At 72.2% G+C, this 24,260-nt stretch carries 22 protein-coding genes; 12 read left to right on the top strand and 10 right to left on the bottom strand.

The window, feature by feature from the left end; all coding sequences use genetic code 11:
- Positions 1 to 153: 153 nt before the first annotated feature.
- A complete protein-coding gene (gene aceB, locus ABH925_RS21895) occupies positions 154 to 1,785 on the bottom strand; it encodes a malate synthase A (protein WP_370150354.1) in 1,632 nt (543 codons plus the stop codon).
- Positions 1,786 to 1,949: 164 nt separating this feature from the next.
- Here aceB and ABH925_RS21890 point away from each other — a divergent pair, with 164 nt between their 5' ends.
- A complete protein-coding gene (locus ABH925_RS21890) occupies positions 1,950 to 2,795 on the top strand; it encodes an IclR family transcriptional regulator (protein WP_370150351.1) in 846 nt (281 codons plus the stop codon).
- Between the two features lie 116 nt (positions 2,796 to 2,911).
- Here ABH925_RS21890 and ABH925_RS21885 read toward each other — a convergent pair whose 3' ends face one another.
- Positions 2,912 to 3,652 carry an NTP transferase domain-containing protein gene (locus ABH925_RS21885; protein ID WP_370150348.1) on the bottom strand — a complete coding sequence of 247 codons (741 nt, stop codon included), beginning with the start codon at positions 3,650 to 3,652 and terminating at the stop codon, positions 2,912 to 2,914.
- A gap of 130 nt (positions 3,653 to 3,782) precedes the next feature.
- On the opposite strand from ABH925_RS21885, the gene moaA reads away from it, so the two are divergent.
- The 4 genes from moaA (at position 3,783) to ABH925_RS21865 (ending at position 8,315) form a co-directional block, all read left to right on the top strand.
- On the top strand, positions 3,783 to 4,787 hold the full coding sequence (gene moaA, locus ABH925_RS21880) for a GTP 3',8-cyclase MoaA (protein WP_370150345.1): 1,005 nt from the start codon (positions 3,783 to 3,785) through the stop codon (positions 4,785 to 4,787).
- Between the two features lie 255 nt (positions 4,788 to 5,042).
- Positions 5,043 to 5,924, top strand: coding sequence for a hypothetical protein (locus ABH925_RS21875; protein WP_370150343.1), 882 nt, complete (start codon positions 5,043 to 5,045; stop codon positions 5,922 to 5,924).
- Between the two features lie 278 nt (positions 5,925 to 6,202).
- Positions 6,203 to 6,922, top strand: coding sequence for a hypothetical protein (locus ABH925_RS21870; protein WP_370150399.1), 720 nt, complete (start codon positions 6,203 to 6,205; stop codon positions 6,920 to 6,922).
- 217 nt (positions 6,923 to 7,139) lie between these two features.
- Positions 7,140 to 8,315, top strand: coding sequence for a DUF2637 domain-containing protein (locus tag ABH925_RS21865; protein WP_370150342.1), 1,176 nt, complete (start codon positions 7,140 to 7,142; stop codon positions 8,313 to 8,315).
- On the opposite strand, the gene ABH925_RS21860 is transcribed toward ABH925_RS21865, so the two are convergent.
- A complete protein-coding gene (locus tag ABH925_RS21860) occupies positions 8,306 to 10,720 on the bottom strand; it encodes a SpoIIE family protein phosphatase (protein ID WP_370150340.1) in 2,415 nt (804 codons plus the stop codon). The two genes, ABH925_RS21865 and ABH925_RS21860, sit on opposite strands and share 10 nt — an antisense overlap.
- A 289-nt stretch (positions 10,721 to 11,009) precedes the next feature.
- Between ABH925_RS21860 and ureA the strand changes: the two genes are divergently transcribed.
- The 3 genes from ureA to ABH925_RS21845 all read left to right on the top strand — a co-directional run bounded on the left by ureA (position 11,010) and on the right by ABH925_RS21845 (position 14,597).
- Positions 11,010 to 11,759 carry an urease subunit gamma gene (gene ureA, locus ABH925_RS21855; protein WP_370150338.1) on the top strand — a complete coding sequence of 250 codons (750 nt, stop codon included), beginning with the start codon at positions 11,010 to 11,012 and terminating at the stop codon, positions 11,757 to 11,759.
- 62 nt (positions 11,760 to 11,821) lie between these two features.
- A complete protein-coding gene (locus tag ABH925_RS21850; protein WP_370150397.1) occupies positions 11,822 to 13,519 on the top strand; it encodes an urease subunit alpha in 1,698 nt (565 codons plus the stop codon).
- A 34-nt stretch (positions 13,520 to 13,553) separates the two neighbouring features.
- Positions 13,554 to 14,597, top strand: a complete 1,044-nt coding sequence (locus tag ABH925_RS21845) for an agmatine/peptidylarginine deiminase (protein ID WP_370150395.1) — start codon at positions 13,554 to 13,556, stop codon at positions 14,595 to 14,597.
- Between the two features lie 33 nt (positions 14,598 to 14,630).
- Here ABH925_RS21845 and ABH925_RS21840 read toward each other — a convergent pair whose 3' ends face one another.
- Both ABH925_RS21840 and ABH925_RS21835 read right to left on the bottom strand, forming a co-directional pair.
- Entirely contained in the window at positions 14,631 to 15,035 is a 405-nt protein-coding gene (locus ABH925_RS21840; RefSeq protein WP_370150337.1) for a hypothetical protein, read from the bottom strand.
- On the bottom strand, positions 15,032 to 15,238 hold the full coding sequence (locus ABH925_RS21835; RefSeq protein WP_370150336.1) for a hypothetical protein: 207 nt from the start codon (positions 15,236 to 15,238) through the stop codon (positions 15,032 to 15,034). Before ABH925_RS21835 ends, ABH925_RS21840 begins: the two co-directional genes overlap by 4 nt.
- Positions 15,239 to 15,937: 699 nt before the next feature.
- On the opposite strand from ABH925_RS21835, the gene ABH925_RS21830 reads away from it, so the two are divergent.
- A complete protein-coding gene (locus ABH925_RS21830) occupies positions 15,938 to 17,221 on the top strand; it encodes a hypothetical protein (protein ID WP_370150334.1) in 1,284 nt (427 codons plus the stop codon).
- Positions 17,208 to 17,753 (top strand): NUDIX hydrolase, encoded by a 546-nt coding sequence (locus ABH925_RS21825; RefSeq protein ID WP_370150333.1) that lies wholly within the window; start codon positions 17,208 to 17,210, stop codon positions 17,751 to 17,753. Before ABH925_RS21830 ends, ABH925_RS21825 begins: the two co-directional genes overlap by 14 nt.
- Positions 17,754 to 17,827: 74 nt before the next feature.
- Here the strand turns inward: ABH925_RS21825 and ABH925_RS21820 are convergent, their stop codons facing one another.
- Positions 17,828 to 18,562 (bottom strand): DUF899 domain-containing protein, encoded by a 735-nt coding sequence (locus tag ABH925_RS21820; RefSeq protein WP_370150331.1) that lies wholly within the window; start codon positions 18,560 to 18,562, stop codon positions 17,828 to 17,830.
- Between the two features lie 181 nt (positions 18,563 to 18,743).
- Here ABH925_RS21820 and ABH925_RS21815 point away from each other — a divergent pair, with 181 nt between their 5' ends.
- Positions 18,744 to 19,583 (top strand): class I SAM-dependent methyltransferase, encoded by an 840-nt coding sequence (locus ABH925_RS21815; protein ID WP_370150330.1) that lies wholly within the window; start codon positions 18,744 to 18,746, stop codon positions 19,581 to 19,583.
- A gap of 23 nt (positions 19,584 to 19,606) precedes the next feature.
- Here the strand turns inward: ABH925_RS21815 and ligD (ABH925_RS21810) are convergent, their stop codons facing one another.
- Together ligD (ABH925_RS21810) and ABH925_RS21805 are read right to left on the bottom strand one after the other, a co-directional pair.
- Entirely contained in the window at positions 19,607 to 20,602 is a 996-nt protein-coding gene (gene ligD, locus ABH925_RS21810; RefSeq protein ID WP_370150392.1) for a non-homologous end-joining DNA ligase, read from the bottom strand.
- Positions 20,602 to 21,705, bottom strand: coding sequence for a Ku protein (locus ABH925_RS21805; RefSeq protein ID WP_370150328.1), 1,104 nt, complete (start codon positions 21,703 to 21,705; stop codon positions 20,602 to 20,604). The genes ligD (ABH925_RS21810) and ABH925_RS21805 overlap by 1 nt, the downstream gene beginning before the upstream one ends.
- A gap of 47 nt (positions 21,706 to 21,752) precedes the next feature.
- On the opposite strand from ABH925_RS21805, the gene ligD (ABH925_RS21800) reads away from it, so the two are divergent.
- The gene (ligD, locus tag ABH925_RS21800; RefSeq protein ID WP_370150326.1) at positions 21,753 to 22,643 is read left to right on the top strand and encodes a non-homologous end-joining DNA ligase; all 891 of its coding nucleotides are present in this window, start codon (positions 21,753 to 21,755) and stop codon (positions 22,641 to 22,643) included.
- 152 nt (positions 22,644 to 22,795) lie between these two features.
- Here ligD (ABH925_RS21800) and ABH925_RS21795 read toward each other — a convergent pair whose 3' ends face one another.
- Both ABH925_RS21795 and ABH925_RS21790 read right to left on the bottom strand, forming a co-directional pair.
- The gene (locus ABH925_RS21795) at positions 22,796 to 23,560 is read right to left on the bottom strand and encodes a hypothetical protein (RefSeq protein WP_370150324.1); all 765 of its coding nucleotides are present in this window, start codon (positions 23,558 to 23,560) and stop codon (positions 22,796 to 22,798) included.
- A 325-nt stretch (positions 23,561 to 23,885) separates the two neighbouring features.
- Complete coding sequence (locus tag ABH925_RS21790; RefSeq protein WP_370150323.1) at positions 23,886 to 24,257, bottom strand: hypothetical protein; 372 nt, start codon at positions 24,255 to 24,257, stop codon at positions 23,886 to 23,888.
- Between the last annotated feature and the right edge of the window lie 3 nt (positions 24,258 to 24,260).

The following is a 24,260-nucleotide window of genomic DNA, read 5'->3' as shown; positions in this document are numbered from 1 at the left end:
GCCTGGGGGGGCTGGGGGGGGGCGCGGTGGGGGGGTCTTGGGGGGGGGGGGGGGGTGTGGGTCGGGGGGGGGGGGGGGGGGGGGGGGGGGGGGGGGGCGGCGCCCCCCCCCCCCGCGGGCCCCCCCCCCCCCCCCCCGCCGGTCTGTGGGCCCTCAGTGCAGCAGGGCGTATCCGGGGAGGGTGAGGAAGTCGACGAACTCCTGGGCGAGGGCGACCTGCTCGAACAGCTCCGCGGCCTGCTCCCAGTGCCCGGCCGCGTAGGCCTCGGCGCCCAACTCGGTCCGCAGCTCGGCGAGTTCGGTGGCAACCAGGCGGCGCACCAGGTCCGGGGTGACCTTGGTGCCGTCGTCGAGCACGACCCCGTTGTAGATCCACTGCCAGATCTGCGAGCGGGAGATCTCCGCGGTGGCGGCGTCCTCCATCATGTTGAAGATGGCCACCGCGCCGAGGCCGCGCAGCCAGGCCTCGATGTAGCGGACGCCGACCTGGACCGCGTTGTGCAGCCCGGCCGCGGTGCAGTCGCCGCCCGCGCCGGCGATGTCCAGCAACTGCTCGCCGGTGACGACGCCGTCCGGGATGACGTCCTTCTGGTTCGGGCGGTCGCCGAGGACGGCGTCGAAGGAGGTGCGGCAGATCGGCACCAGGTCGGGGTGGGCCACCCAGGAGCCGTCGAAGCCGTTGCCGGCCTCGCGCTCCTTGTCGGCGGTGACCTTCTCCATCGCCGCGGCGTTGACCGCCGCGTCCCGCCGGGACGGGATGAACGCGGCCATGCCGCCGATGGCGTGGGCCCCGCGCCGGTGGCAGGTCTGCACCAGGAGCCGGGCGTACGCGCGCATGAACGGCGAGGTCATGCCCACGGAGTTGCGGTCGGGGAGGATGTACTGCTCACCCGCGTCGCGGAGGTTCTTGATGATCGAGAAGAGGTAGTCCCAGCGCCCGGCGTTCAGCCCGGCGGCGTGCTCGCGCAGCTCGTAGAGGATCTCGTCCATCTCGAACGCCGCGGTGATGGTCTCGATCAGCACGGTGGCCCGGATGGTGCCGTGCGGGATGCCCAGGGCCTCCTGGGCGAAGGTGAAGACGTCGTTCCAGAGCCGGGCCTCAAGGTGGCTCTCGGTCTTCGGCAGGTAGAAGTACGGGCCGGAGTTGGGGTCCTCGGGACCCCGGGCGATCAGCCGGGCCGCGTTGTGGAAGAAGTAGAGGCCGAAGTCGAGGAAGGCGCCTGCCAGCGGCTGGCCGTCCACCAGCAGGTGGGCCTCGTCCAGATGCCAGCCGCGGGGACGGACCACGACGGTGGCGAGCTCGGCGTCCGGGCGCAGCGTGTAGGCCTTGCCCTGCGGGCTGGTGAAGTCGATCCGCCGCTCGAACGCGTCGATCAGGTTGAGCTGGCCCTCGATGACGTTGTACCAGGTGGGTGCGGTGGCGTCCTCGAAGTCCGCGAGCCAGACCCTGGCACCGGAGTTGAGCGCGTTGATCGTCATCTTGCGGTCGGTGGGGCCGGTGATCTCGACGCGGCGGTCCTGCAGGGCCCGCGGCGCCTCGGCGACCTTCCACTTCCCGGTCCGGACGGCGGCCGTCTCCGGGAGGAATCCCAGCGTTCCCTCGGCGGCGATGCGCGCGCGGCGCTCCTTGCGCAGGGCCAGGAGTTCACGGCGGCGGGGCTCGAAGCGGCGGTGCAGGGTGGCGACAAAGTCCAGCGCCTGGGTGGTCAGGACCTCCTCGCCACGGTCGACCGGCAGTCCGGAGACGACGACGGAGGAGAGTTCTGAGTCCTGCGATCCAGCCATGATCCAAAGCTCCTTCAAGCTGCGGAAGTGACCCCGTCGACGGTGGTGGGGGGTCACGGGTATGACAGATGATCGACAGATGATCGAAAAGGGGTCCTCGACGCTGTCGCGCTTCTGTAAGGTGGAGGCTAGTTTCCGCGATACAGAAATTCAACACTTTGTTGATGTTGCTCGCGGCACACCGTACTCCTACCCAGGAAGGTAGCCCCGTGGCCGCTCCTCCCGCATCGCTCGACGCGCAGGCGTCCGACCGTTCCGGCGGCGTGCAGTCCGTCGAGCGCGCCTTCCAGTTGCTCGAAGTCCTGGCCGACGCGGGCGGGGTGAGCACCCTCAGCGATCTTGCCACGGCCTCGGGGCTGCCGATGCCCACCATCCACCGGCTGATCCGCACCCTGGTCCAGCAGGGGTACGTCCGTCAGGACACCGCCCGCCGCTACACCCTGGGGCCCCGGCTCATCCGGCTCGGCGAGACCGCCGGACGGCTGCTCGGCAGCTGGGCCCGCCCCTACCTGGCGGAGCTGATGGACACGACCGGTGAGACCGCGAACCTCGCGGTGCTGGAGGCCGGCGAGGTGGTCTACGTGGGACAGGTGCCCTCGCGGCACTCGATGCGGATGTTCACCGAGGTGGGACGCCGGGTGCAGCCGCACTGCACCGCCGTCGGCAAGGTGCTGCTGGCCCAGCTCCCCCGCCCCGAGGCGGCGTCGGTACTGGGGAAGGGACCGCTGGCCGCCCACACCGAACACACCGTCACCCAGCCCGCCGAACTGCTGGCGCAGTTCGACGCGGTGAAGGCCGCGGGGTACGCGGTGGACGACCAGGAGCAGGAGATCGGCGTCCGCTGCATCGCCGTCGTGGTGCCGGGCGCGCCGACCGCCACCGCACTGTCCATCTCCGGCCCGGAGGCCCGGGTCCGCACGCTGGAGGCGAGGACCGGCCACGGCGGGCTGATCCCGCAGATGCAGGAGATCGCCGGCCGCCTCGGCCAGGCCCTGGCCGCCAGCGGCTGACGCCGGCGGCCAGCGCGGGGATCCGCAGGGGTCAGCGATGGCCGGCGATGGCCGGCGGGGGTCAACGGGGATCAGCGATGGCCGGCGGGCATCCGCGCGGGATGCTTGCGCAACAGTCAGGGGACGCTGCGCCAGCGGGACCAGGCGTCCGGCGTGTCGATGTCGTCCGGGGTGGCCACGTCTCCGCACTCGACCAGGGTCAGCTCCGCCGCCCGTGCCGCCAGCAGCGCACGGGCGCCCGCGTCGGCGACCGCGCCGCGCGCGGCCTCGTCCCAGTAGCCGGCGCCGATGAGCACGGGATGAGCCCGCCTGCCCCGGTACGCCGCCGCCGCGAGCCCCGATCCGGCGCGGTGCGCGTCCAGCATGCGCCGCACCGCCGCGGCGGACAGGCCGGGCGTGTCCACCAGCGCGACCAGCGCCGCCGTCGCGGCCAGGGGCATGGCGGCGAGGCCGACCCGCAGCGAGGAGCCCATTCCCGACTCCCAGTCGGGGTTCCGCGCCACCACGCACCCCGAGAGATCGGCCGCCGCGGCGACCCGGTCCGCCCCAGCGCCGAGCACCACGACCACCTGCCCGCAGCCGCCGGCCCGCAGCACCGCCACCGCGTGCTCCAGCAACGGCCGTCCCCGGTACGGCAGCAGCGCCTTCGGCCCCAGGCCGAGCCGACGGCCACCCCCCGCGGCGAGCAGCAGCGCGGCGACCGGCCCGGCCGCTCGCGACCCGGCACTGCCGGGCCCGGCGGGGGCCGATCCCGCGCGGGCCGATACCGCCTCTGCGGGTGCGGATGCGGCGGGGGCGGATTCGGCTGGGACCGCTGCGGCGGGGACCGGTTCCGCGGAGCCTGGTACGGACGACATGTGCCCAGTCTCCCCGCAGGCGGCGGCCGGCCGCCTTGGATGAACGCACAATCCCCGGCGCCACCCCTCAGCCGTTCACCAGGGCTTCACCCGCTGGACCGCTCCCCCGTCGAGCCGATCTACTGAGTGAATGTCCAGCACCTCCCCGCTCCCGCTGACGGACCGCTTCGGTCGGGTCCACTCCGACCTCCGGGTCTCCCTCACCGACCGTTGCAACCTGCGCTGCACCTACTGCATGCCGGAGGAGGGCCTGTCCTGGCTGGCCAAACCCGAGCTGCTCAGCGACGACGAGGTGCTGCGGCTGGTCGATGTGGCGACCCGCCGCCTGGGCATCCGCACCGTGCGGCTGACCGGCGGCGAGCCGCTGCTGCGGCGCGGTCTGCCGGACCTGGTGGCCAGGATCTCGGCGCTTCCGTACGCGCCGGAGCTCTCGATCACCACGAACGGCGTCGGGCTGGCCCGTACCGCCGTCGCCCTGCGCGAGGCGGGACTGCGCCGGGTGAACGTCAGCCTGGACACGCTGCGCCCCGAGCGGTACGCCGAGATCACCCGGCGCGACCGGCTCTCCGACGTGCTGCTCGGCCTGGCCGCCGCGCAGGCCGCCGGACTGGCCCCGGTGAAGGTCAACGCGGTGCCGGTGCGCGGCGTCAACGAGGACGAGATCGCCGACCTGGCCGCCTTCGCCCTGGAGCACGGCTACCGGATGCGCTTCATCGAGTCCATGCCGCTGGACGCGCAGGGTGCCTGGGAGCGCGACCGCATGATCACCGCGGACGAGATCCTGGAGCGGCTGCGCGAACGTTTCACCCTGGAGCCGGTGGCCCGGACCGGCAGCGCCCCCGCCGAGGAGTGGCGGGTGGACGGTACGGACGCCACCATCGGCGTCATCGCCAGCGTCACCCGGCCGTTCTGCGGAGGCTGCGACCGGGTCCGGCTCACCGCCGACGGGCAACTGCGCAACTGCCTGTTCGCCAGTGAGGAGTCCGACCTGCGCGCGCTGCTGCGCGGTGGCGCGGACGACGCGGCCGTCGAGGCGGCCTGGCGGGTCTCGGTGGCCGGCAAGGGCCCCGGACACGCCATCAACAGCGCCGAGTTCCGCCAGCCGGTACGACCGATGTCGGCCATCGGCGGCTGACGGCGGGGCTGGCCACGTGCTGACCACGGGCTGACCACGGGCTGACCACGGCGCCGCCGGCGGGGCGCCGACGGACCGGCGGCGGGTCACGGCAGGACGGCCCCGCCCGGCCGGTGCGCCGCCCGTGCCGCCTCGGTGCGCCTCACCGTCCCTCAGAACGCCCCATCAGGTCCGCCGAACACCCTCCCCGATCCGCCGAGGATCGGCGACGATAGTGGGGCAGGTGCTCTTCTCCAGTCGAACGGACGGTCCGCGATGCCAGGTACGCCGCAGCCCGACAGCACGGGCGGCCAACCGCACGGCGGTGGCCCGCAGGACGGTCAGCAGTCCGCGGCCAGGCCGGTGCGATGCCCTTCCTGCCGCCGTGAGCACGACTACGAACCGGCGGTCTTCCCCTGCCCCTGCGGGGCCAGCCTCAAGGTCCCGCTGCTGCGCGGCGGGATCCCGGTCCAGGTGCGCTTCCGGTCCTGGGAGGACGCCTGGCTGAGCATGCGCTGCCCGTCCTGCGGCCGGTCCGAGGAGTGGCCGCAGCCCGAGTTCACCTGCGGCTGCGGCGCCACGGTGCGACTGCCGGTGGACACGGCGCGCAAGCCGGTCCCGGTGGTTCCGCCGGCGCATCCGGGCCCGCGCGGTGGCCCGGCGGGCCGTCCGGTCACCGGACGGCCCGCGCAGCACCCGAGCCAGCCGCACGCCCAACCCCCGGCCCAGGCGCCGATCCAGCCGCCGGCGGTCCCCCGGACGGTGGTCCGCCCGCCGTTCGTCCCGCACCCGGTGCGCACCTCGGACGACGCCGTGGTGGCCGCGGCCCGCTACCTGGAGTGGCTGGGCTTCGGCACGCTGGAGATCTCCGACTCCCAGGACCGCGAAGGGGTCTGCCTGCTCGGCGCCCAGGTGGTCGCGCAGGTGGACACCTGGACCGAGCCGGCCGACCTGCGCGCCGTCGAGTGCCTGTGGCTGAACACCCTGCACGCCGACGAACTGCAGCCGGTGATGTTCACTCTGGCCGGCTACAACCAGGAGTCCCGCAACCGGGCCGACCAGCTGCTGGTCGCGCTGTTCGAGCTGGATCTGGAAGGGGTGCCGCAGCCGGTGAACTCCACCGCGCGCGAGCTGGTCCGCACCGGCGCGGTCGGTTGAGCGAAGCCGGTGAGCATTCGATGTGGGTGAGTATTTGATGTCGGTGTGTATTTGATCTGGCGCCGCTCCCCGAAGGCATGTTGAAATTCCGTCACCACCGGCCGCAGCAAGGAGGGGAGCCGTCCTTGTCGGACTATCGAACGGCGTCGGAAGCACGAACGGCCCGGATCGACGACCCGCGTGACGGCACGGCCGAACCACCCCCCGTCTCCCTTCCTCCCGCCTCCGCGCACACCGCAGCGGTTCCAAACGGCGCGGTTCCCACCGACGCCGTTCCCATCGGCGCTGACACGGTGTGGCTGCTACGTGCGCGCGGGTGCTGGCAGATCGCGGCGGATCTGCTGCTGGCCAAGGCCGCGCACGCCCCCGACACCGCACTGCTGCGAGCCGAACTGCTGATCGAGCGCGCCCTGTTCGAGGACACCGGCTGGACCGAGGCCGAGAACGCGCTGCGTCTGGCCGAGGCCGGCGCCGGGACCGCCCCCGAGCGGGCCGCCGCGGCCTGCGCCCGGGGCTATCTCGCCTACTGCGCCACCCTGTTGAAGGTCCACGACCGCCTGGACGAGGCCCAGGCCGCGCTCGGCCGGGCATCCGCCCTGCTGCCACCGGACGCCCCGGTCCGGCCGCTGCTGGACTTCCGGCGTGGGCTGGTCGCCGAGAACCTGCTGGACGACCCGGTCGCCGCGCGCACCGCGTACCGGCGCGCGCACGCGGGCGCCGAACAGCACCAGGACGACCTGCTGCTCTCCTACACCTGGCGGCACCTGGCCTCCATCGCCCAGCGGGACGGCAACCTGGCCGGGGCCCGGCACGGCTTCGCCGAATCGCTGCGGCTGCGCGAGCGCACCGGCTTCACCATCGGCATCGCGCCGGCGCTGGCCGCGCTCGCGGAGGTCTCCCCCTCCTCCGAGGCGGCGCTGCTGCGGGCCGAGGCCGCGCGCCTGGTCCGCGCCTTCGGCGGCGTCCCGGTCTGGCTGTCGGACCACCAGCCGTCCTGAACGCCCTCCGCCCGCCGCTTCCCGGAGTCGTACGGGTGCCCGAGGGTCGATACCGAACTCTGCACCCTACGGCCGTGAGTCGCCCGCGTACACCCGTCCCGGTGTATCCATCGCAAAAGCATCATGCGCAACGGCCGGTTGGGCCAGGATGCCGGGAGAGCCAGGACACCTGGCCGCTTCGGCGTCGGCCGAGGTGTGGGCGAGGGACCGAGAGACCATGAGACTTTCCGACATAACGCTGGGGTGGGGCGTCGCTGCCGTCGTGGGCGCCCTCCTGGTCGCCGGACTGGCGACACTGCTGCGGTCGCGCGGCTCGGCGGCACGGGACAGCACCGACTCCTGGGAGCGCAACGAGGAGCGCCGCCGCAAGAAGGAGGCACTCTACGGATCCGCCTCCTACGTGCTGCTGTTCTGCTGCGCGGCGGTCGCCGCGGCGCTGTCCTTCCACGGCCTGGTGGGCTTCGGCATCGAGAACCTGAGCCTCTCCGGGGGCTGGGAGTACCTGGTGCCGTTCGGCCTGGACGGCGCGGCGATGTTCTGCTCGGTGCTCGCGGTGCGCGAGGCCAGCCATGGCGACGCGGCGCTGGGGTCGCGCATCCTGGTGTGGCTGTTCGCCGCCGCGTCGGCCTGGTTCAACTGGGTGCACGCGCCGCGCGGGGTGGACCACAACGGCGCGCCGCAGTTCTTCGCGGGCATGTCGCTGTCGGCGGCGGTGCTGTTCGACCGGGCGCTGAAGCAGACCCGCAGGGCCGCGCTGCGCGAGCAGGGGCTGGTGCCCCGGCCGTTGCCGCAGATCCGGATCGTGCGCTGGCTGCGCGCGCCCCGGGAGACCTTCGCGGCCTGGTCGCTGATGCTCCTGGAGAACGTGCGGACGCTGGACGAGGCGGTCGAGGAGGTCCGCGACGACAAGCGGCAGCGGCTGCAGGACCGCGACGAGCAGCGCCGGGCCACCCGCCACGAGCGGGCCGAGCTGCGGGCGTTGAACACCCGGGGCTGGTCCAGGGACCGGGGCGGACGCCAGGCCGAGCTGCCCGCCGGGCACCACGGTGCGGGCGAACGCGAGCCGCTCCCCGCGGAGCCCGTCATAGCGGCGGCACCCGAGGCACTCCGGGCGGGTGCGGCGACCCGTGCTCCGCGTGCCGACGCCGACGTGGTGGAGTTGCCGGTACGGCCGCGCCCGGCCGCCGTCGACATCCAGCCGACCAGCCCTCGGCAAGCCGGCACACGGTCGGCCGGCGCACGGTCGACGGATGCACGGTCGACCGATGCACGGTCGGCAGAGGTGGAGCCGGCCTTCGATCTGACGGCCGAGGACGACACCCTGAGCATGCCCCGGCTCCGGCTGGACTCGCTGGAGCAGAAGCTCAAGGATCTGGAGAAGCTCTACGGCTGACGGTGGATGAGCTCGAACCACATCCGCTTGCCGGTGCCGCGCGGGTCCACCCCCCAGGCGTCGGACAGCGCCTCCACCAGCATCAGGCCGCGCCCCGAGGAGGCCTGTTCCCCCGGGGTGCGGCGCTTGGGCCACAGGTCGGACTCGTCGTCGACCTCGACCCGTAGCCGGGCGGGGCCCGCCGAGCCGCCCTCCTGGTAGAGGCGCGCGGTCAGCAGCGCGTCCCGGTCGGTGTGCACCAGCGCGTTGGTGATCAGCTCCGAGGTCAACAGCTCCACCGTGTCCGCGAGTTCACCCGCGCCCCAGCGGCGCACCGCGTCCCGCAGCTCGCCGCGCACCTCGGAGATCTGCTCCAGGTCGGCCTGCGGGATGCGCCGGCGCAGCTGCCGGGGTCTGTTCTCGGCCGGGCCGTCCCAGCGGAGCAGCAGCAGTGCGATGTCGTCGTCGCGCTCGTGGCTCTCGGCCGCCGCCACCTCGATCCGGTCCGCGAGGTCCTCCAGCTCGCCCACACCGGACGGGTGGGGACCGGCGATAGCGCGGCGCAGCCGTTCCATGCCCTCGTCCAGGTCGACGCTCCGGGTCTCCACCAGGCCGTCGGTGCAGAGCAGCATCAGCTCGCCCGGGTCCAGGGTGAACCGGGTGACCGGGTAGGAGCTCTCCGGGTCGATGCCGAGCGGCAGACCGCCGGCCACCGGCTGCACCGCGCTACTGCCGTCGGCGCGGCGGACCAGCGGGTCCAGGTGCCCGGCCCGGACCGCGTAGACGGCGCCGTAGTCGACGTTCACCTCGGCGTAGAGGCAGGTGGCGAAGTGACCGGTGTCGAGGTCGGCGAGGAAGCGGGAGGCCCGGGCCATCACCGCGGCGGGCGGGTGGCCCTCGGCGGCGTAGGCGCGCAGCGCGATCCGCAGCTGGCCCATCACCCCGGCGGCATGCACGTCATGGCCCTGCACGTCGCCGATCACCACGCCGACATGGCCCCCGGGCAACGGCACCACGTCGTACCAGTCACCGCCGATCTGCAGCCCGGTCCCGGCCGGGAGGTAGCGGACGGCGGTGGTGAATCCGGTCAGCGGCGGGACCCGCCGGGGCAGCAGCACCCGCTGCAGCCCCGCCGCGAGCTCGTGCTCGGCGTCGTGCAGCCGGGCCCGGGCCAGCGACTGCGCGACCATGCCGCCCAGGGTGCTGAGCAGGGTCCGGTCCTCGATGTCCAGCGCCCGGTCCTCGTCGAAGCTGACGACGCAGATGCCCAGCGGCCGGCCGCTGGCGACCAGCGGCAGAAAGGCCCAGGCACTGCGCGGCGAGGGGACGACCTGTTCCCAGGCCGCCGGGAAGCGCTCCTGGTACTGCTCCCTGCTGCCCAGGAACACGGGGGTACGGGTACGCAGGGCCAGGGCGGCGGGGTGGTCGGCGTCCAGCGGAATGTGGTCGGGCGGCGGCGGGGCCTGCTCGGAGTCGTAGCCGGAGGAGCGGAGGATCTGGATCCGGCCGCTCTCCAGTACCGCCAGGATCAGCCCGTCCGGGGGAATCCCGGGCAGCGGCAGCTCGGTGAAGACCCGGGCCACGTCCTGCATGCTGGTGGCCTCGGACAGGGCCCGCGCCGCCTCCTTGATGAAGCGGCTGCGCTCTTCCCGCAGTAGCGCGAGATGATCGGCTCGGACGCGTTTGTTCAGCTCAGCCGTGGCGTCCCAGACGAAACCGACCATATGACCGGGCTTGCCGCGCTCGTCGGCGAGGACCCGGCCACGGAACCTGACCGCGTGCATCTCGCCGTCGGCGAAGACGGTCCGGTAGTAGGCGCCGCACTGGCCGAGGTCCCGGACCGCGCGTTCGACCCGTCGTCGCACGATCGGCGCGTCCTCCGGGTGCAGCAGCGCCAGGAACGCCTCCGACCCGAAGTGCTCGGGGATGCTGCGGCCGGAGGCGGTGCCGAGGGCCGTGCCGCTGCCGGTGCCGGTGCCGGTGCCGGTGCCGGTGCCGAGGGCCGTGCCGGTGCCGGTGCCGGTGCCGGTGCCGGTGCCGAGGGCCGTGCCGGTGCCGGTGCCGGTGCCGGTGCCGGTGCCGGTGCCGGTGCCGGGACTGTTGCCGTTCCCCGAGCGGGCGGGTGCGATGTGGCCGTCACCGGAGCCGGGAGCGGTACCGGGGCCCGTGTCCGGGCCGCTACCGGGGCCCGTGGCACTGCCGAGGGTGTCGTAGTAGAGGTCGAGGCCCAGGATCCGGCGCGCACGGGCGTCACCGGCGATGACGTCGGACCCGATGTCCCAGTCGAAGGAGCCGATGCCGTTGGCGGCCATGGCCGGCTCCAGCCAGTCCGGCGTTCGCCCGGACGGGTCCGTCATGCCGAACGCCTGTGCGGTCGGGTCGAGGGCGGTCAGCGCGGGCCGTGGCGACTGGGGTGTGGACGCCATGGGTCTCCTGCCGCTCTTGTCTAGCCGGGTCCCGTCCAGTCGCAGGGCCACCAACGGAATGCTCAGGGCTTTCGGATATATATCCGGACTTCATCCTGTCGGATGAACCGGGCGACGGCAATGCCGCGCGCACACGTGTCCCCCACAGGACACTCTCCCCACCTGCGAACCCTTCCCACATCGTGGTCAGGCTGGACACCGGGACGCGACCGGGGTTCAATGCGAGCAGAGGTTTGAACGCCGTTCTAAACTCCTTCGACTCCGGCACGCAACACCATGGCGAGGCACCGTGCGACTGACACCCACCGAGCGGGACCGGCTGCTGCTCTTCTCCGCCGCCGAGCTGGCCCGCGCCCGCCGGGCGCGCGGCGTACGGCTCAACGTCCCCGAGGCCACCGCGCTGATCGCGGACACCGTCTGCGAGGCGGCCCGCGACGGCCGCCGCCTGGCCGAGGCCATCGAGGCCGGGCGCAGCGTGCTGACCGCCGACGACGTGCTGCCCGGCGTCCCGGACGTGGTCACGACGCTCCAGGTGGAGGCGGTGTTCGACGACGGAACCCGGCTCTGCGTGATCGACGACCCGTTCCGCGGCGCCGGTTCGCTCGGTGTGGACGCCCCGGGCGCCGCACTTCCCGGCGAAGGGGTCGGCTACGAGCCGACGCCCGCGCCGCTGCACCTGCCGGTACGCAACACCGCGCCGGTGCCGATCACGGTGACCTCGCACTTCCACTTCTTCGAGGCCAATCCCCGGCTCGCCTTCGACCGCGCCGCCGCCTACGGCATGCGGCTGGCCGTACCGGCCGGCTCCAGCGTGCGCTTCGATCCGGGGGCGACCGTCGAGGTCGCGCTGCTGCCGATCGGCGGCGCCCGGGTGGCGGTGGGCTTCGCCGGGCTGGTGGACGGTCCGCTGGACGCGCCGGGGGCACGCGAGGCGGCGCTGGAGAAGGCCCGGGCCACCGGCTACCTGACCGAGTATCCGGCCGACAGCCGACAGAGTGCGGACGACCAGGCCGGTTCGGCCGAGGAGGCAGGACAGTGAGCGCAAGCATCTTCGACGCCCAGGGCTGCCACGGCCGCCCGGCCGTCCCCGCCGGCGGGGCCGTGACGGCGCACGACTACATCGCGGTGCACGGGCCGCGTGCCGGGGACCGGGTGCGGCTCGGCGACTCCGGTCTGATCGTGCGGGTGGAGTCGGATTCGCAGGTGCCGGGTGAGGAGTTCCTGGCGGGGTTCGGCAAGACGGCGCGGGACGGGCTGCATCTGAAGGCGGCCGCGGTCCGGGACACCTGCGACGTGGTGATCAGCAATGTGCTGGTGATCGACGCGGTGCAGGGGATCCGCAAGACCAGTATCGGGATCCGGGAGGGCCGGATCTGCTCGATCGGCCGGGCCGGGAACCCGGACACCCTGGACGGGGTGCAGGTGGTGGTCGGCACCGGGACCACCATCGTCTCCGGGGAGGGGCTGATCGCCACCGCCGGGGCCGTCGACACCCACGTCCACCTGCTCTCGCCGCGGATCATGGAGGCGTCGCTGGCCTCCGGGGTGACCACCGTCATCGGCCAGGAGTTCGGCCCGGTCTGGGGGGTGGGGGTCAACTCGCCCTGGGCGCTGCGGCACGCGTTCAACGCCTTCGACGCCTGGCCGGTGAACATCGGCTTCCTGGCCCGCGGCTCCTCCTCGGACCCGGCGCCGCTGGTGGAGGCGCTGGCCGAGGGCGGCGCGTCCGGCTTCAAGGTACACGAGGACATGGGCGCGCACACCCGCGCCCTGGACACCGCCCTGCGGGTCGCCGAGGACCACGACGTCCAGGTCGCCCTGCACACCGACGGCCTCAACGAATGCCTGTCCGTCGAGGACACCCTGTCCGTCCTGGCCGGCCGCACCATCCACGCCTTCCACATCGAAGGCTGCGGCGGCGGCCACGTCCCCAACGTCCTGAAGATGGCCGGCGTCCCCAACGTCATCGGCTCCTCCACCAACCCCACCCTCCCCTTCGGCCGCGACGCCCTGGGCGAGCACTTCGGGATGATCGTCACCTCGCACGATCTCAAGATCGACCTGCCCGGCGACGCCGCCATGGCCCGGGACCGGATCCGGGCCGGGACCATGGGGGCCGAGGACATCCTGCACGACCTGGGCGTCATCGGGATCACCTCCTCCGACGCCCAGGGCATGGGCCGGGCCGGCGAAACCGTACGCCGCACCTTCGCCATGGCCGGGAAGATGAAGGCGGACCTCGGCCCGCTGGACGGCACCGGATCGTTCGGCGAGGCGAGCGGCGGCGACGACAACGAGCGCGTGCTGCGCTACATCGCCAAGCTCACCATCAACCCCGCCATCGCCCACGGCCTGGCGCACGAGATCGGCTCGATCGAGGTCGGCAAGCTCGCCGACATCGTGCTGTGGCGGGCCGACCACTTCGGCGCCAAGCCGCAGCTGGTGCTGAAGTCCGGCTTCCCCGCCTACGGCGTCACCGGCGACCCCAACGGCTCCACGGACCGCTGCGAACCCCTGGTACTGGGGCCCCAGTTCGGCGCGCACGGCGCCACCGCCGCCGACATCTCGGTGGCCTTCGTGGCCCAGGCGGCCGTCGACAACGGCGACCTGATGCCGACCCGTCGCCGCCGCGTCGCGGTGCGCGGCACCCGGGGCATCGGCCCGCGCGACATGCTCCGCAACGGCCGGCTCGGCCAGGTCGACGTGGACCCCCGCACCGGCCTGGTCTCACTGGACGGCGACCCGCTGCGCTCCGAACCCGCCGACTCGGTCTCACTCAGCCGCCTCTACTTCCTCTGACCCCCCGCATTCCGCTAAGGACCCCCTCATGCTGATGTCCCCCGCACAGACCCCGGCCGAGCTGGGCTTCTCCATGCCGGCCGAATGGCAGCCGCACGACCGGACCTGGATGGCCTTCCCCACCTCCAACGAGACCTTCGCCGGGGACGAGCTGCACGCCGCCCGCGAGGCCTGGGCCGCCGTCGCCAACACCATCGTCCGCTACGAGCCGGTCACCCTGATCGTCAACACCGGCGAGACCGAGGACGCGCGGCGCTATGTCGCCGGCGAGGTCGAGATCGTCGAACGGCCGCTGGACGACGCCTGGATGCGCGACATCGGACCGACCTTCCTCACCGACGGCAAGGGCGGCCTGGCCGCCGCCGACTGGATCTTCAACGGCTGGGGCGCCCAGGAGTGGGCCAGCTGGGAGCACGACCAGCACATCGCCGAGGAGATCACCACCCTCACCGGCGTGCGCAACTTCGCCTCCCGGCTGATCAACGAGGGCGGCGGCATCCACGTCGACGGCGAGGGCACCGTGCTGCTCACCGAGACCGTCCAGCTCGGCGAGGGCCGCAACTCCGACTGGACGAAGGAGCAGGTCGAGGCGGAGATCCACGCCCACCTCGGCACCACCAAGGCGATCTGGGTCCCGCGCGGCCTGACCCGCGACTACCAGCGCTTCGGCACGCGCGGCCACATCGACATCGTCGCGGCGTTCCTCAAGCCCGGCGTGGTCGTGGTGCACAGCCAGCCCGACCCGGCGCACCCCGACCACGAGGTCACCAAGGCCATCGTCGCCCAGCTCCGCGAGGCCACCGACGCCCGCGGCCGCCGGCTGGAGGTCGTCGAACTCCAGGCCCCCACCGTCCTCTTCGAGGAGGACGGCGAACCGGTCGACTACAGCTACATCAACCACTACCTGTGCAACGGCGCCGTCATCCTCTGCGCCTTCGGCGACCCCCGGGACCAGCAGGCCGCCGAGGTCTTCGCGCACCACTTCCCGGACCGCAAGGTCGAACTCGTCGACGCCAGGGAGATCTTCGCCAACGGCGGCGGCATCCACTGCATCACCCAACAGCAGCCCCGCGCCTAGCAAACTGGCATGTTAGGCCGACAGGCGCACGCTTCACCGTCGCCTGTCCGCCACATGCGTCGCCCCGCCGATCTCGCCGTTGGCGTCTGGATACGACACCAAGACCGTCACCCGGTACTCCCACGTGCCCTCGACCGGGCCGGGCACGCGTGCATAGGGAAGGGAGGTGACCTCGACGTGCGGCGACCGGAGCACGAAAGCCAGCGCCACCTGGAGCGCCTCAGCGACCGTCGATCCCACGCACTCCACCCCGGCGTGCAGAATGGTCGAGACGTCCGCCGTGGAGCCGCTGGCATCCAGGGCGGTGACGGCGTTCCATACCTGCTGCAGGTCACCGATCGCGCCCTGCAGTGACGAGGGCGCGAGCCGCGCCACGCCGTGGGTGTCCGGCTCGGCGTGGCCGGCCGAGGGGACAGGGAGGTTATTGGAGTCCGTCACCGGGCACCGCCGGCGGCCTGGGCGAGGGACCGCAGGGCCATCCCGGAGTCCCGGTCGAGGAACAGGCGGTACTCCAGACAGGAGCGGCACGCAGGGCCCTCACCGGCCCCAGCCACCGAGCGCGACTTGGAGCAGATGCCGCAGGCGCCCTGCGACCAGCGGAGGGCATCGAGGGCAGCCGTGTCGTCGGGGTGGAGCTTCATGAGGGATCCCCAGGTGTGTGATGGAGGGCGGCGGCGAGCCATACGGCGCCGGTGAGGAGGTTGTCGGCGGCCGACCGGTACAGCCAGCACGCCACGCTCCGGTCGAGGCCCAGCATCGGCAGGGCCACGAACGAGCCGCGAGTGAGGAACGGCAGCCGGGCAGCCACGCTGCGGGGCCGCTGCCAGTGGGGATCTGCCAGTACGTCATGGCGGAGCGCTCGGAGTAAGCGACGGGACCAAGGTGCTGCCGATCGTTGTCGTCGGCGAACAGCCGCCCGAACAGCGGCAGGCCACGGTCGGCGGGAATCGCCACGACATCCCAGAACACCCCGGCCTCGACCGACCGCCGATCCAGCACGGTCACGAACCGCCGCCCTGATGCTCCGGGCACGCCACCACAGGCCACGCCAGGGGCTCGCCCGGACGGGCCTCCGTCCGGACGTGGCCGTTCGGTAGCAGTTCACCGCCATCCTTGCCGCACACCATGCACGCGAGGGCGTGGAGTTGGGCATGGGTGTACTGAGTGACCGTCACCGGCAGCCCCACCGCAGGCGTCAAAGGGGCCATTGATCCATCGTGCATGAACACAGAGTCGTCACAACGGCCCGATCCGAGGAAGGCCACGGTGAGTACTTACTCCGTCCCCCCATGTGAGCGGTAGCCTCAATCCACCCCCAACCGCCGACCAGGGAGCCGGGAATGAGTGAACCCACCGCCCTCCCCGCACAACTCCTCAACGACCCCGGGTTCACCGCCGCCTGCCAAAACCGCCGAATCGGCGAAGTGTTCCTCCTCCTCAAGCTCCGAGGTGGGATCTACCCTGCCCGCATTGCGCGCCTGACGGGACTCACCACAAGCCGCGTCACCGAGTACATGAGCGGGGGCCGTGTCATCACGAATATGCAGGTCATCGAGCGCATCGCCGACGGACTGCGCATCCCCGGACACCTCCTCGGCCTCGCCCGCCGAACGTGGGAAGTCGATCAGCCCTGGGAGCAACTCGCCGATCACGATGTCAGCACGGAGACATGGGAGATCCTGGACACCCTCACCCGCTCAACCGTGAGCTCAGACGTACTCCTCCATCTGGAGGCTGCCGTCCTTCAGAACGCCGCCCTCTACCCCTCGATGCCTGCTGACAGGCTCCTTCCTTCCATGACGCGGCAACTCGCCAAGCTGCACCAGCTCTTGGACCATCCTCAGGCCGTCACAACCAGGCGCCGGTGCGTGCGGCTCCTCGGCATCCTGTCCGGTCTCATGGGCCTGGCCTATTTCGACACCGGCGACACCATGCAGTCGAGCGCCCTCATCCACCTTGGGCAGGTTGCCGCGACCGAGGCTGAGGACGATGCGCTGGCCGCGTGGCTACTGACCATACAGAGCATCGGCCTCTACACCGCCAACCGCACCGCGCAAGCTGCGCAACTCCTCAACCGCGCCGACCTCGTGGCCGCAGACGCCCCAGCACGCCGGCGGGCCTGGGTCAGCGCGAACCTGGCTCGCGCCGAAGCAGCTTGCGGGAACCGCAGCGCAGCATTGCGAGCGCTCGACAAGTCCGCCACCCATCTCGAAGCCGGCGGCGATGTGGCCGGCATCGACTTCTTCACCCCGGCACGCCTCGACGGCATCGCTGGGACTACCCGGCTCCTCCTCGGCGACTATGACCCTGCCAGCCGTCTCCTGGACGAAGCATTGCTGCGCCGAGACAGGGCCGACGTCAAGGGCAACGCGCTGCTCACGTTCGACCTGGCCGAGTGCCGCATCGGCCAGGGCGAACCCGACGAAGCCTGCGATCTGGCCCACAGGGCCCTCGACATGCTTTCGGCCAGCATCGTGCAGCCCACCATCATCCGAGCTCAGGCTCTACAACGAGCGCTGGAGCCATGGCGACAGAGCGCGCCAGTGATTCAGCTGGCCGAGCACATGAGAGAGTCACAGTGTCAGATCCTCGACCGGGAGGAAGCCGCTGGTGCGCTGGGTTAGCCATGGCCGCCGTCTCGTCTACGGCAGCGACTACGTGAACGTGTGGCTCGACGATGTCGACATCCCAGGCGTCGGGCGAGTCGAGCACCACGTCCTGACGATGCCCCGTGCATCGACAACCTCCGTGGTGACCGATGACCTGGGCCGCTTCCTGCTCATGTGGCGGCACCGCTTCATCACCGACACGTGGGGATGGGAGGTCCCGGCCGGGTGGGCCGACCCCGGCGAGGATCCAGCGGATGCCATTCGCCGCGAGGTCGAAGAGGAGACTGGCTGGCGGCCGGGGTCCGTCGTGCCGATGGTGGAGTACGACGCGCTGGCCGGGATCTCAACCATGCACTTCCGCAGCTTCCATGTGACGGGCTGCGAGTACGTCGGGAAGCCCGAGGACTCCAGCGAGTCCAGCCGCATCGAGTGGATCCCGGAGGCCGAGGTCGTCAAGCTCATCACGCACGGTGAGGTCCCTGACGGTCCGTCGCTGACCGCGCTCTGCTACTACCTGGGCCCGTACCGCCTCGCTCGCGGGGCCTGACCTGTCAGGGGCGCAGCCGTGCCGGCACACGGCTGCTCGGCCCCCGCCGGAGCGCGCTCTTCGACTGATGAGCGTCAGTCGAAGATCGGCGCGGTGGGCTTGATGTCCACCGCGCGACCCTTGGGCTCCTCCCACTCCTCCTGGCGACCCAGCGCGGTCAGGTCCAGGAAGCTGTACGAACCGCCGAAGTCGGTGCCGCGGCCGTAGGTCGAGTAGGTGTGGAAGACCTCCCCGGCGTCGCGGAGGAAGCAGCTCAGGCCCGGCTGCTCGGACGGGCCGTCGGCGATCCAGCTCTGGCCCGCCTCCTCAAGTGCGGGCAGATCCCGGTAGTTGAAGCGGATCGGCATCACCGAGGCGTCGATCGAGACGTTGAAGTCGTAGTTGAAGGGGCTGCCGAAGGACGAGTAGATCGGCACCGTCCACCCGCGCTTGGCCGCATAGGCGACGAACTTGGGGTACGGGGCCCGGGCGATGAGCACGAAGCTGGTGTCCCGGGCGGCGATGTGGGCCAGCAGCCGGTCGCTGAGTTCGTCGACCGAGGCCGTGCAGCCCCCGCACGCCTCCTCCCATCCCGGGTCGAACATGACGTGCTGGACGATGAGCTGGCGGCTCGCTCCGAACATGTCCGCCAGGCCGACCGGCCCGTCGGCCCCCTCGAAGACATACGGCTTGTCGATCCGCACCATCGGCAGACGGCGGCGGTCGGCGTTCAAGGCGTCCTGCGCCCTGGTCAACGCCTTCTCCCTGACCAGGAGAGCCTCGCGGGCGGCGAGCCACTGCTCTCGGGTGACGACTTCCGGAAGACTCACTTCTCTCACTCCAGACATGCGACGACGGACAGGCCCTCACCCGTCAGACGATCCCGCGCCCGGAAACTCATCGGTCACGCAAAAACCCACCACAGGCCTTGTGCCGGCGCCGGACAGCGCCGATACCTGAGTGTGCGGTCCGTCGAGCGGCGGCGCGCTCTTCATCATGGAGGTGGCGCAGATGACCCAGCGTTCCGGGGCGACACAGCACCCGATCCCGCCCGCGGTCCAGGAGGCGTACGGTCCGGCCGATCTCAGCTCGCTGTCCCTGTTCGGCGGAGGGTTCATCAACTTCGGCCACTGGCAGGGCATCGACCTCGACCGGCCGCTGACCGAACACGACCGGATCAGCAGTCAACAGGCCATGTACCGGCACGTGCTCGACACGCTGGCACCCACCGGAGGACTACGGGCCCTGGAGGTCGGCTGCGGGCTGGGGGTCGGCGCCGCGGTGGCGATCAAGGCGCACGGCTTCGCGCACGTCACCGGCATGGACATCCATCCGCAGCAACTGGAGCGCGCCGCGCGGGCCAACGCCGACCTGCTGGACCGCCGCCCCGCGCAGCTGTGCCTCGCACACGGCGCGGCCGAGGAGATGCCCTTCGCCGATGGCGAGTTCGATCTTCTGTACAGCGTCGAAGCCGCCCAGCACTTCCGCGACCTCGGCGCGTTCGCCCGGGAGACCGCGCGCGTGCTGCGGCCTGGCGGCCGCGCCGTCGTGGCCAGCTTCTTCGTCCCCGGCGCCGATGCGGCCGGCGCAGGTCAGCTGGCCGGGATGCTCGACACGTTCGCCAGCGGCCTCGACGTCGCACACACCATTCCGTCGGTGGTCGGCAGTCTCGAACGGGCCGGCCTGGCCGGGGTGCGTGTCACCTCGATCGGGGCGTCGGTGTGGCCTGGCTGGGACCGCTGGCTGGCGCGAACCTGGGAGCCGGGCACCTGGCCCCGCAACTTCCTGCGAGCCTTCGACGAAGGCATCCTCGACTACTTCACGGTCACCGCGGAGCGCCCCCTGGGGTGAAGGCCCGTACGGCGCCGCCGGAGTCAGAACGTCGGTTCGTCGGCCTGTTCGCCGCGTAGGCCTTTCCAGACCGGGTTGCGCAGGTGGCCGGCGGTGGTGATCTCCAGGAACTCCACCTCGCCGCGGAGGTCGGGGCGGACGAAGCGGAGCGGCTCGCCGCGCTCCAGACCGGTCGGGGTGCCGGAGAACGGCGAGGTACGGGACGTGAGGCGGTTCAACAGGGCGGCCAGCGCCCGGCGTTCGGACTGCGACAGGCCGCCGGCCACGGCACCGACGTAGCGCAGGCCGACCGAGTCCGGCACGCCCAGCAGCAGCGACTTGACCATCGTGCCGCGAGGGCCGCCCGGCACCCAGCCGCCGATCACCACGTCCAGCGAGCGGATGTGCTTGATCTTGACCCAGTCGCCGGACCGGGCGCCCGGACGGTACGGCGCGTCCAGCCGCTTCAGGACCACGCCCTCCATCCCCATCGCACTCGTCCAGGCCAGCGCCTCCGCCGCGGCACCCCCGGGCCAGCCGGGCGGCACATGGACGTGGTGGTCGCGGATCCCCAGTTCACCCAGCAGCGCACAGCGTTCCGCGTACGGCAGGCCGGTGATCTGGACGCCGCGCAGCCAGAGCAGGTCGAAGAGCATCAGCGTGGCCGGCACGCCCTGCATGGTCGCCCGGATCTCGCCGGTGCCGCGCAGCGTCATCCGCTCCTGCAGCCGGCCGAACGAGGGGCGCCCCTGCTCGTCGAGCGCGACGATCTCACCGTCCAGGATCAGGTCCTGGCCCGGCAGCAGATCCACCAGGACGCCGAGTTCCGGGTACCGGGCGGTGATGTCGTTGCCGGTGCGCGAGCGCAGCCGCAGCCCACCGGCACCGTCCAGGTACGCGAGCACCCGTTGGCCGTCCCACTTCACCTCGCAGGCCCGGTCGTCCAGGTCGCCCGGCAGCGGGAGCGTCCCCAGCGAGGCCAGCATCGGCTCCAGCACCGGCAGGTCCACCGGTACGACGGGTGCGGTCCGGCGCGGCATCACGACGCCCGGCGTGGGGAGGACTTCTTGGCCGTGGACTTCGCCGCGTCCGCCTTGGCGGCGGTCTTGGTGGCAGTGGTCTTGGTGGCAGTGGTCTTGGCGCCGGCGGTCTTGGTGGCCGTTTTCGCGGTGGTCTTCGTTGGAGCCGCCTTGGCCCTGCTCGTGGCCGCAGTCCTGGTCGCCGTCCCCACCGGGGCCTTCGCGGTCGAGGCTCGTGCCGTCGACGTACGTGCCTTCGCCGCAGTGGTCTTCGGCGCAGCGAGCTGCTCGGCTGCCGCCTCCGTCCCCGCAGGGGACTCCGCCCGCGCCGACGCCTTGGCGTGGCCCGCGCTCGCCGCCTTCACGCTGGACCGCAACGCCTCCATCAGGTCCAGCACCTTGGCACCGCCGGTCGCCGCCGGCTCCCCGGCCACGACCGGGACGCCCTCCAGCTTCGCCTCGATGACCTGCTGCAGCGCCTCGCCGTAGGTGTCGTGCAGCGCGTCCAGGTCGAAGTCCTCCGACAGGGTGTCCATCAGCGAGCGCGCCATCTTCAGCTCCTGCGGCCGCACCTCGGATTCGCCCTGCGGCGCCAGCCCCTCCGGTTCGCGGATCTCGTCCGGCCACAGCAGCGTCTGCAGCACGATCAGCTCCCCGTAGACACGCAGGACGGCCAGGGACTCCCGGGTCTGCAGGGTCACCTTGGTCACCGCGATCTGGCCTGCCTCGGTCAGCGCGTCCCGCAGCAGGAGGTACGGCTTGGCCGGGGACTTGTCCGCGACGGCGACGTAGTACGGGGAGGAGAGCCGCAGCGGGTCGATGCTGTCCGCGTCGACGAACGCCAGCACGTCAATGACCTTCTTCGAGGGCAGCGGGAGCTCGGCCAGGTCGGCGCTGGTGATGACCGCCTCGCGGCCGTCGTCGGACTCGTAGCACTTGGCGATCTCGGAGTACGGCACCTCGGTGTCCTCGGCCTCGCAGAACCGCTTCAGTTTGATCCGTCCGCCGTCCTTCTCGTGCACCATGTGCGCGGCCGGGCCCGCGTGCTCCTCGGTGGCCTTGAACAGCGCCACCGGCACACTGACCAGGCCGAACGTGATCGAGCCCTTCCACATGGACCGCATGGCCGCTCCACTGCATGTTCCTGCGTTCTGCGGGGATCTATCACGCTATGCCGGATCGGGTACCCGTGCAGGTCGACGGCCGCACGCTCACGCTCAGTCACCTCGACAAGCCCCTGTGGCCGACCTTCACCAAGGGCGAGGCGCTGCACTACTACGCGCAGATCGCCCCCGCGCTGCTCCCCCATACGGCCGACCGCCCGGCCTCCTTCGTGCGCTTCCCGGACGGCGTCGACGGCCCCCGCTTCTACGCCAAGACCCCGCCGGCCGGCCTGCCCGACTGGGTGACCACGGCACCCGTGCCCGGCAAGGAGGGCCCCAAGGATCACGTGGTCGTCGGCACCCTCGCCGAACTGGTCGTCATGGCCAACCTCTACGCCCTGGAGATCCACGTCCCGCAGTGGACCGCCACCGCCGGGCCGGAACGGCACGACCGGCTCGTCATCGACCTGGACCCGGGCGACGGGGCGGACATCACCGACTGCTGCCGGGTGGCCCTCCTGGTCCGCGAGCGGCTCGCCGAGGACGGGCTGGGCTGCTGGGCCAAGACCACCGGCTCCAAGGGCCTGCACCTGTACGCGCCGATCACCGGTTCGACCGGGGAGGAGGCCGCCGGGTACGCCAGGACGGTCGCCCAGCGTCTCGAAGCCGACCACCCCGAGCTCGTCGTGGCGAAGATGACCAAGGCGCTGCGCAGGGGCCGGGTCTTCCTCGACTACAGCCAGAACGCCACCAGCAAGACCACCGCCGCCCCCTACACCCTGCGCGCCACCCCGGAACCCGGCGTCTCCACCCCGCTGACCTGGCCCGAGATCGAGCGCTGCGGCTCACCGGCGGAGCTGGCGTTCACCCCCGCCCAGGTCCTCACCCGCCTCGCCGACCTCGGCGACCAGCTGGCCGGCCTGCTCGCCCCCGACTCCGCACGCCCGCTTCCCGACTGACCGTCAGCCGTCAGCCGTCGCGGTCCCGGCGCCTTCCGGCGGCCGGCCAGTGCGCGGGAAAGCCCCCGCTCGACCACGGGGGCTTTCGATGCGGCCGGCCGGATCCCTCAGGTCCGGCCGTGCTCGCGTCCGGCTGTGCTCGCGCGGTGTGGTCAGTGCCCCGGCGCGGAGTGCAGCGGCGGCACCGGGACGGGCAGCGGGGGCGTCGGAACCGGCAGCGGCGGCACGGAGACCGGCAGCGGCGGCAGGCCGGGCAGGTTCGGCACCGGCAGGCCGCCGCCGAGCAGCACGGACGTCACCAGGTTGACCGCGGCCTGGACCGTGGCCGTCACCGCTGCGAGGATCTTCGTCGGGTCCAGCGAGGTGACCGCGGTGACGACCGCGTCCAGCGCCGACGTCACCTGGGCGACCGCCTGGGTGATCAGCGCCTGCGGGTCCGGGGTCGGCGGCGTCGGGACCGGCACCGGCGGCGTCACATGGGTGCTGACCTTCGACACCACGTGGGCACCGCCCTTGGGCACCACGGCACCGCCCTTCGGCGCCAGGTGCGGGGCCGCGGCCGGCGGGACCGGAACGGGCGGAGCGGGGACGGGAACCGGGGGCACTGGGACCGGGGCGACGGCGAGAAGCGCGTTGAGCGCCGTCTTCGCGGTGGCGACCAGCCCGGTCACCTTGGTCGGATCGGGCGGTACCGCGAGGGCGGCCTTCAGCGCGTCGGCCACCGGGCCCACCACGCCGAGGTTGCTGAGCAGCGCGACGGCCGACGAGGCGTCCGGGGTCGGCAGCCGGGTACCGGTAGTCGGGACGGCAGAGGAGGGCGCGGGACGGTGGCCGACAGCGGCGGACGTTCCGGCCGTGCCGAGGGTGAGCGCGCCGCAGGCGATCGTGGCGACGACGATGCCGGCTCTGCGGGACATGAGCATGGGGGTTCCCTTCACAGCGGTAAGCAGGTGACGTGATCACAGTGCGAGCCACGACCACCCTCCGCAACCGGGCGACGACCAAACGTGACGGTGCGTCGACTTGTCGCCATGCCGATAGATCATGAGGCCGGACCATGACGCCGGATCATGACGTCGGGCCGGGAGGGCGGGTCGGCGGCCTCGGACATGCCGGAGGCCCGGAGGTCCCGCCGCCGCGGGAACCTCCGGGCCTCCGGAGACTCACAGTCAGACCTGCCCGGCCCTGCTCGGGCTCTCTCGGAGCCCGCTCAGGCCCTGCTCAGACCTGCTCGGGCCCGGCTCAGACCTGAGGGCCGGCCGGGTCGGACATGACCGGGCTGCGGAGCAGCTTCTGCGGCCCGGTGGGCGCGGTGGGCGCCGGCTGGGTGGGCGTGCCGTGCACGAGCTCCTGCTCGGCGGCCCAGGCCCACACCTCCTCCAGTGCGTTCGGCACCAGGCGGACCAGGTGCGAGGGGGCGTAGTAGTGGTAGCCGTACTGGAGGCGCGCGTTGTTGTGCGCGTCCACGGTGGGCTCGGTGGTCGCCGTCGCGGCCGTGTCGACGAGCCCGGTGTGGCTCTTGGTGCCACCGGGACCCGCGTAGGTGACGACGATGTCGCCGGGGAGGGCCTGCTCCGGGTGGTCGCCGACGTCGGTGCCCAGACCGCTGTCCATCAG

The organism is Streptacidiphilus sp. EB129, assembly GCF_041262645.1.
Taxonomy (GTDB): domain Bacteria; phylum Actinomycetota; class Actinomycetes; order Streptomycetales; family Streptomycetaceae; genus Streptacidiphilus.
Note: the sequence above shows the minus strand (reverse complement) of the source record. Positions and strands in the feature narration are given on the sequence as shown.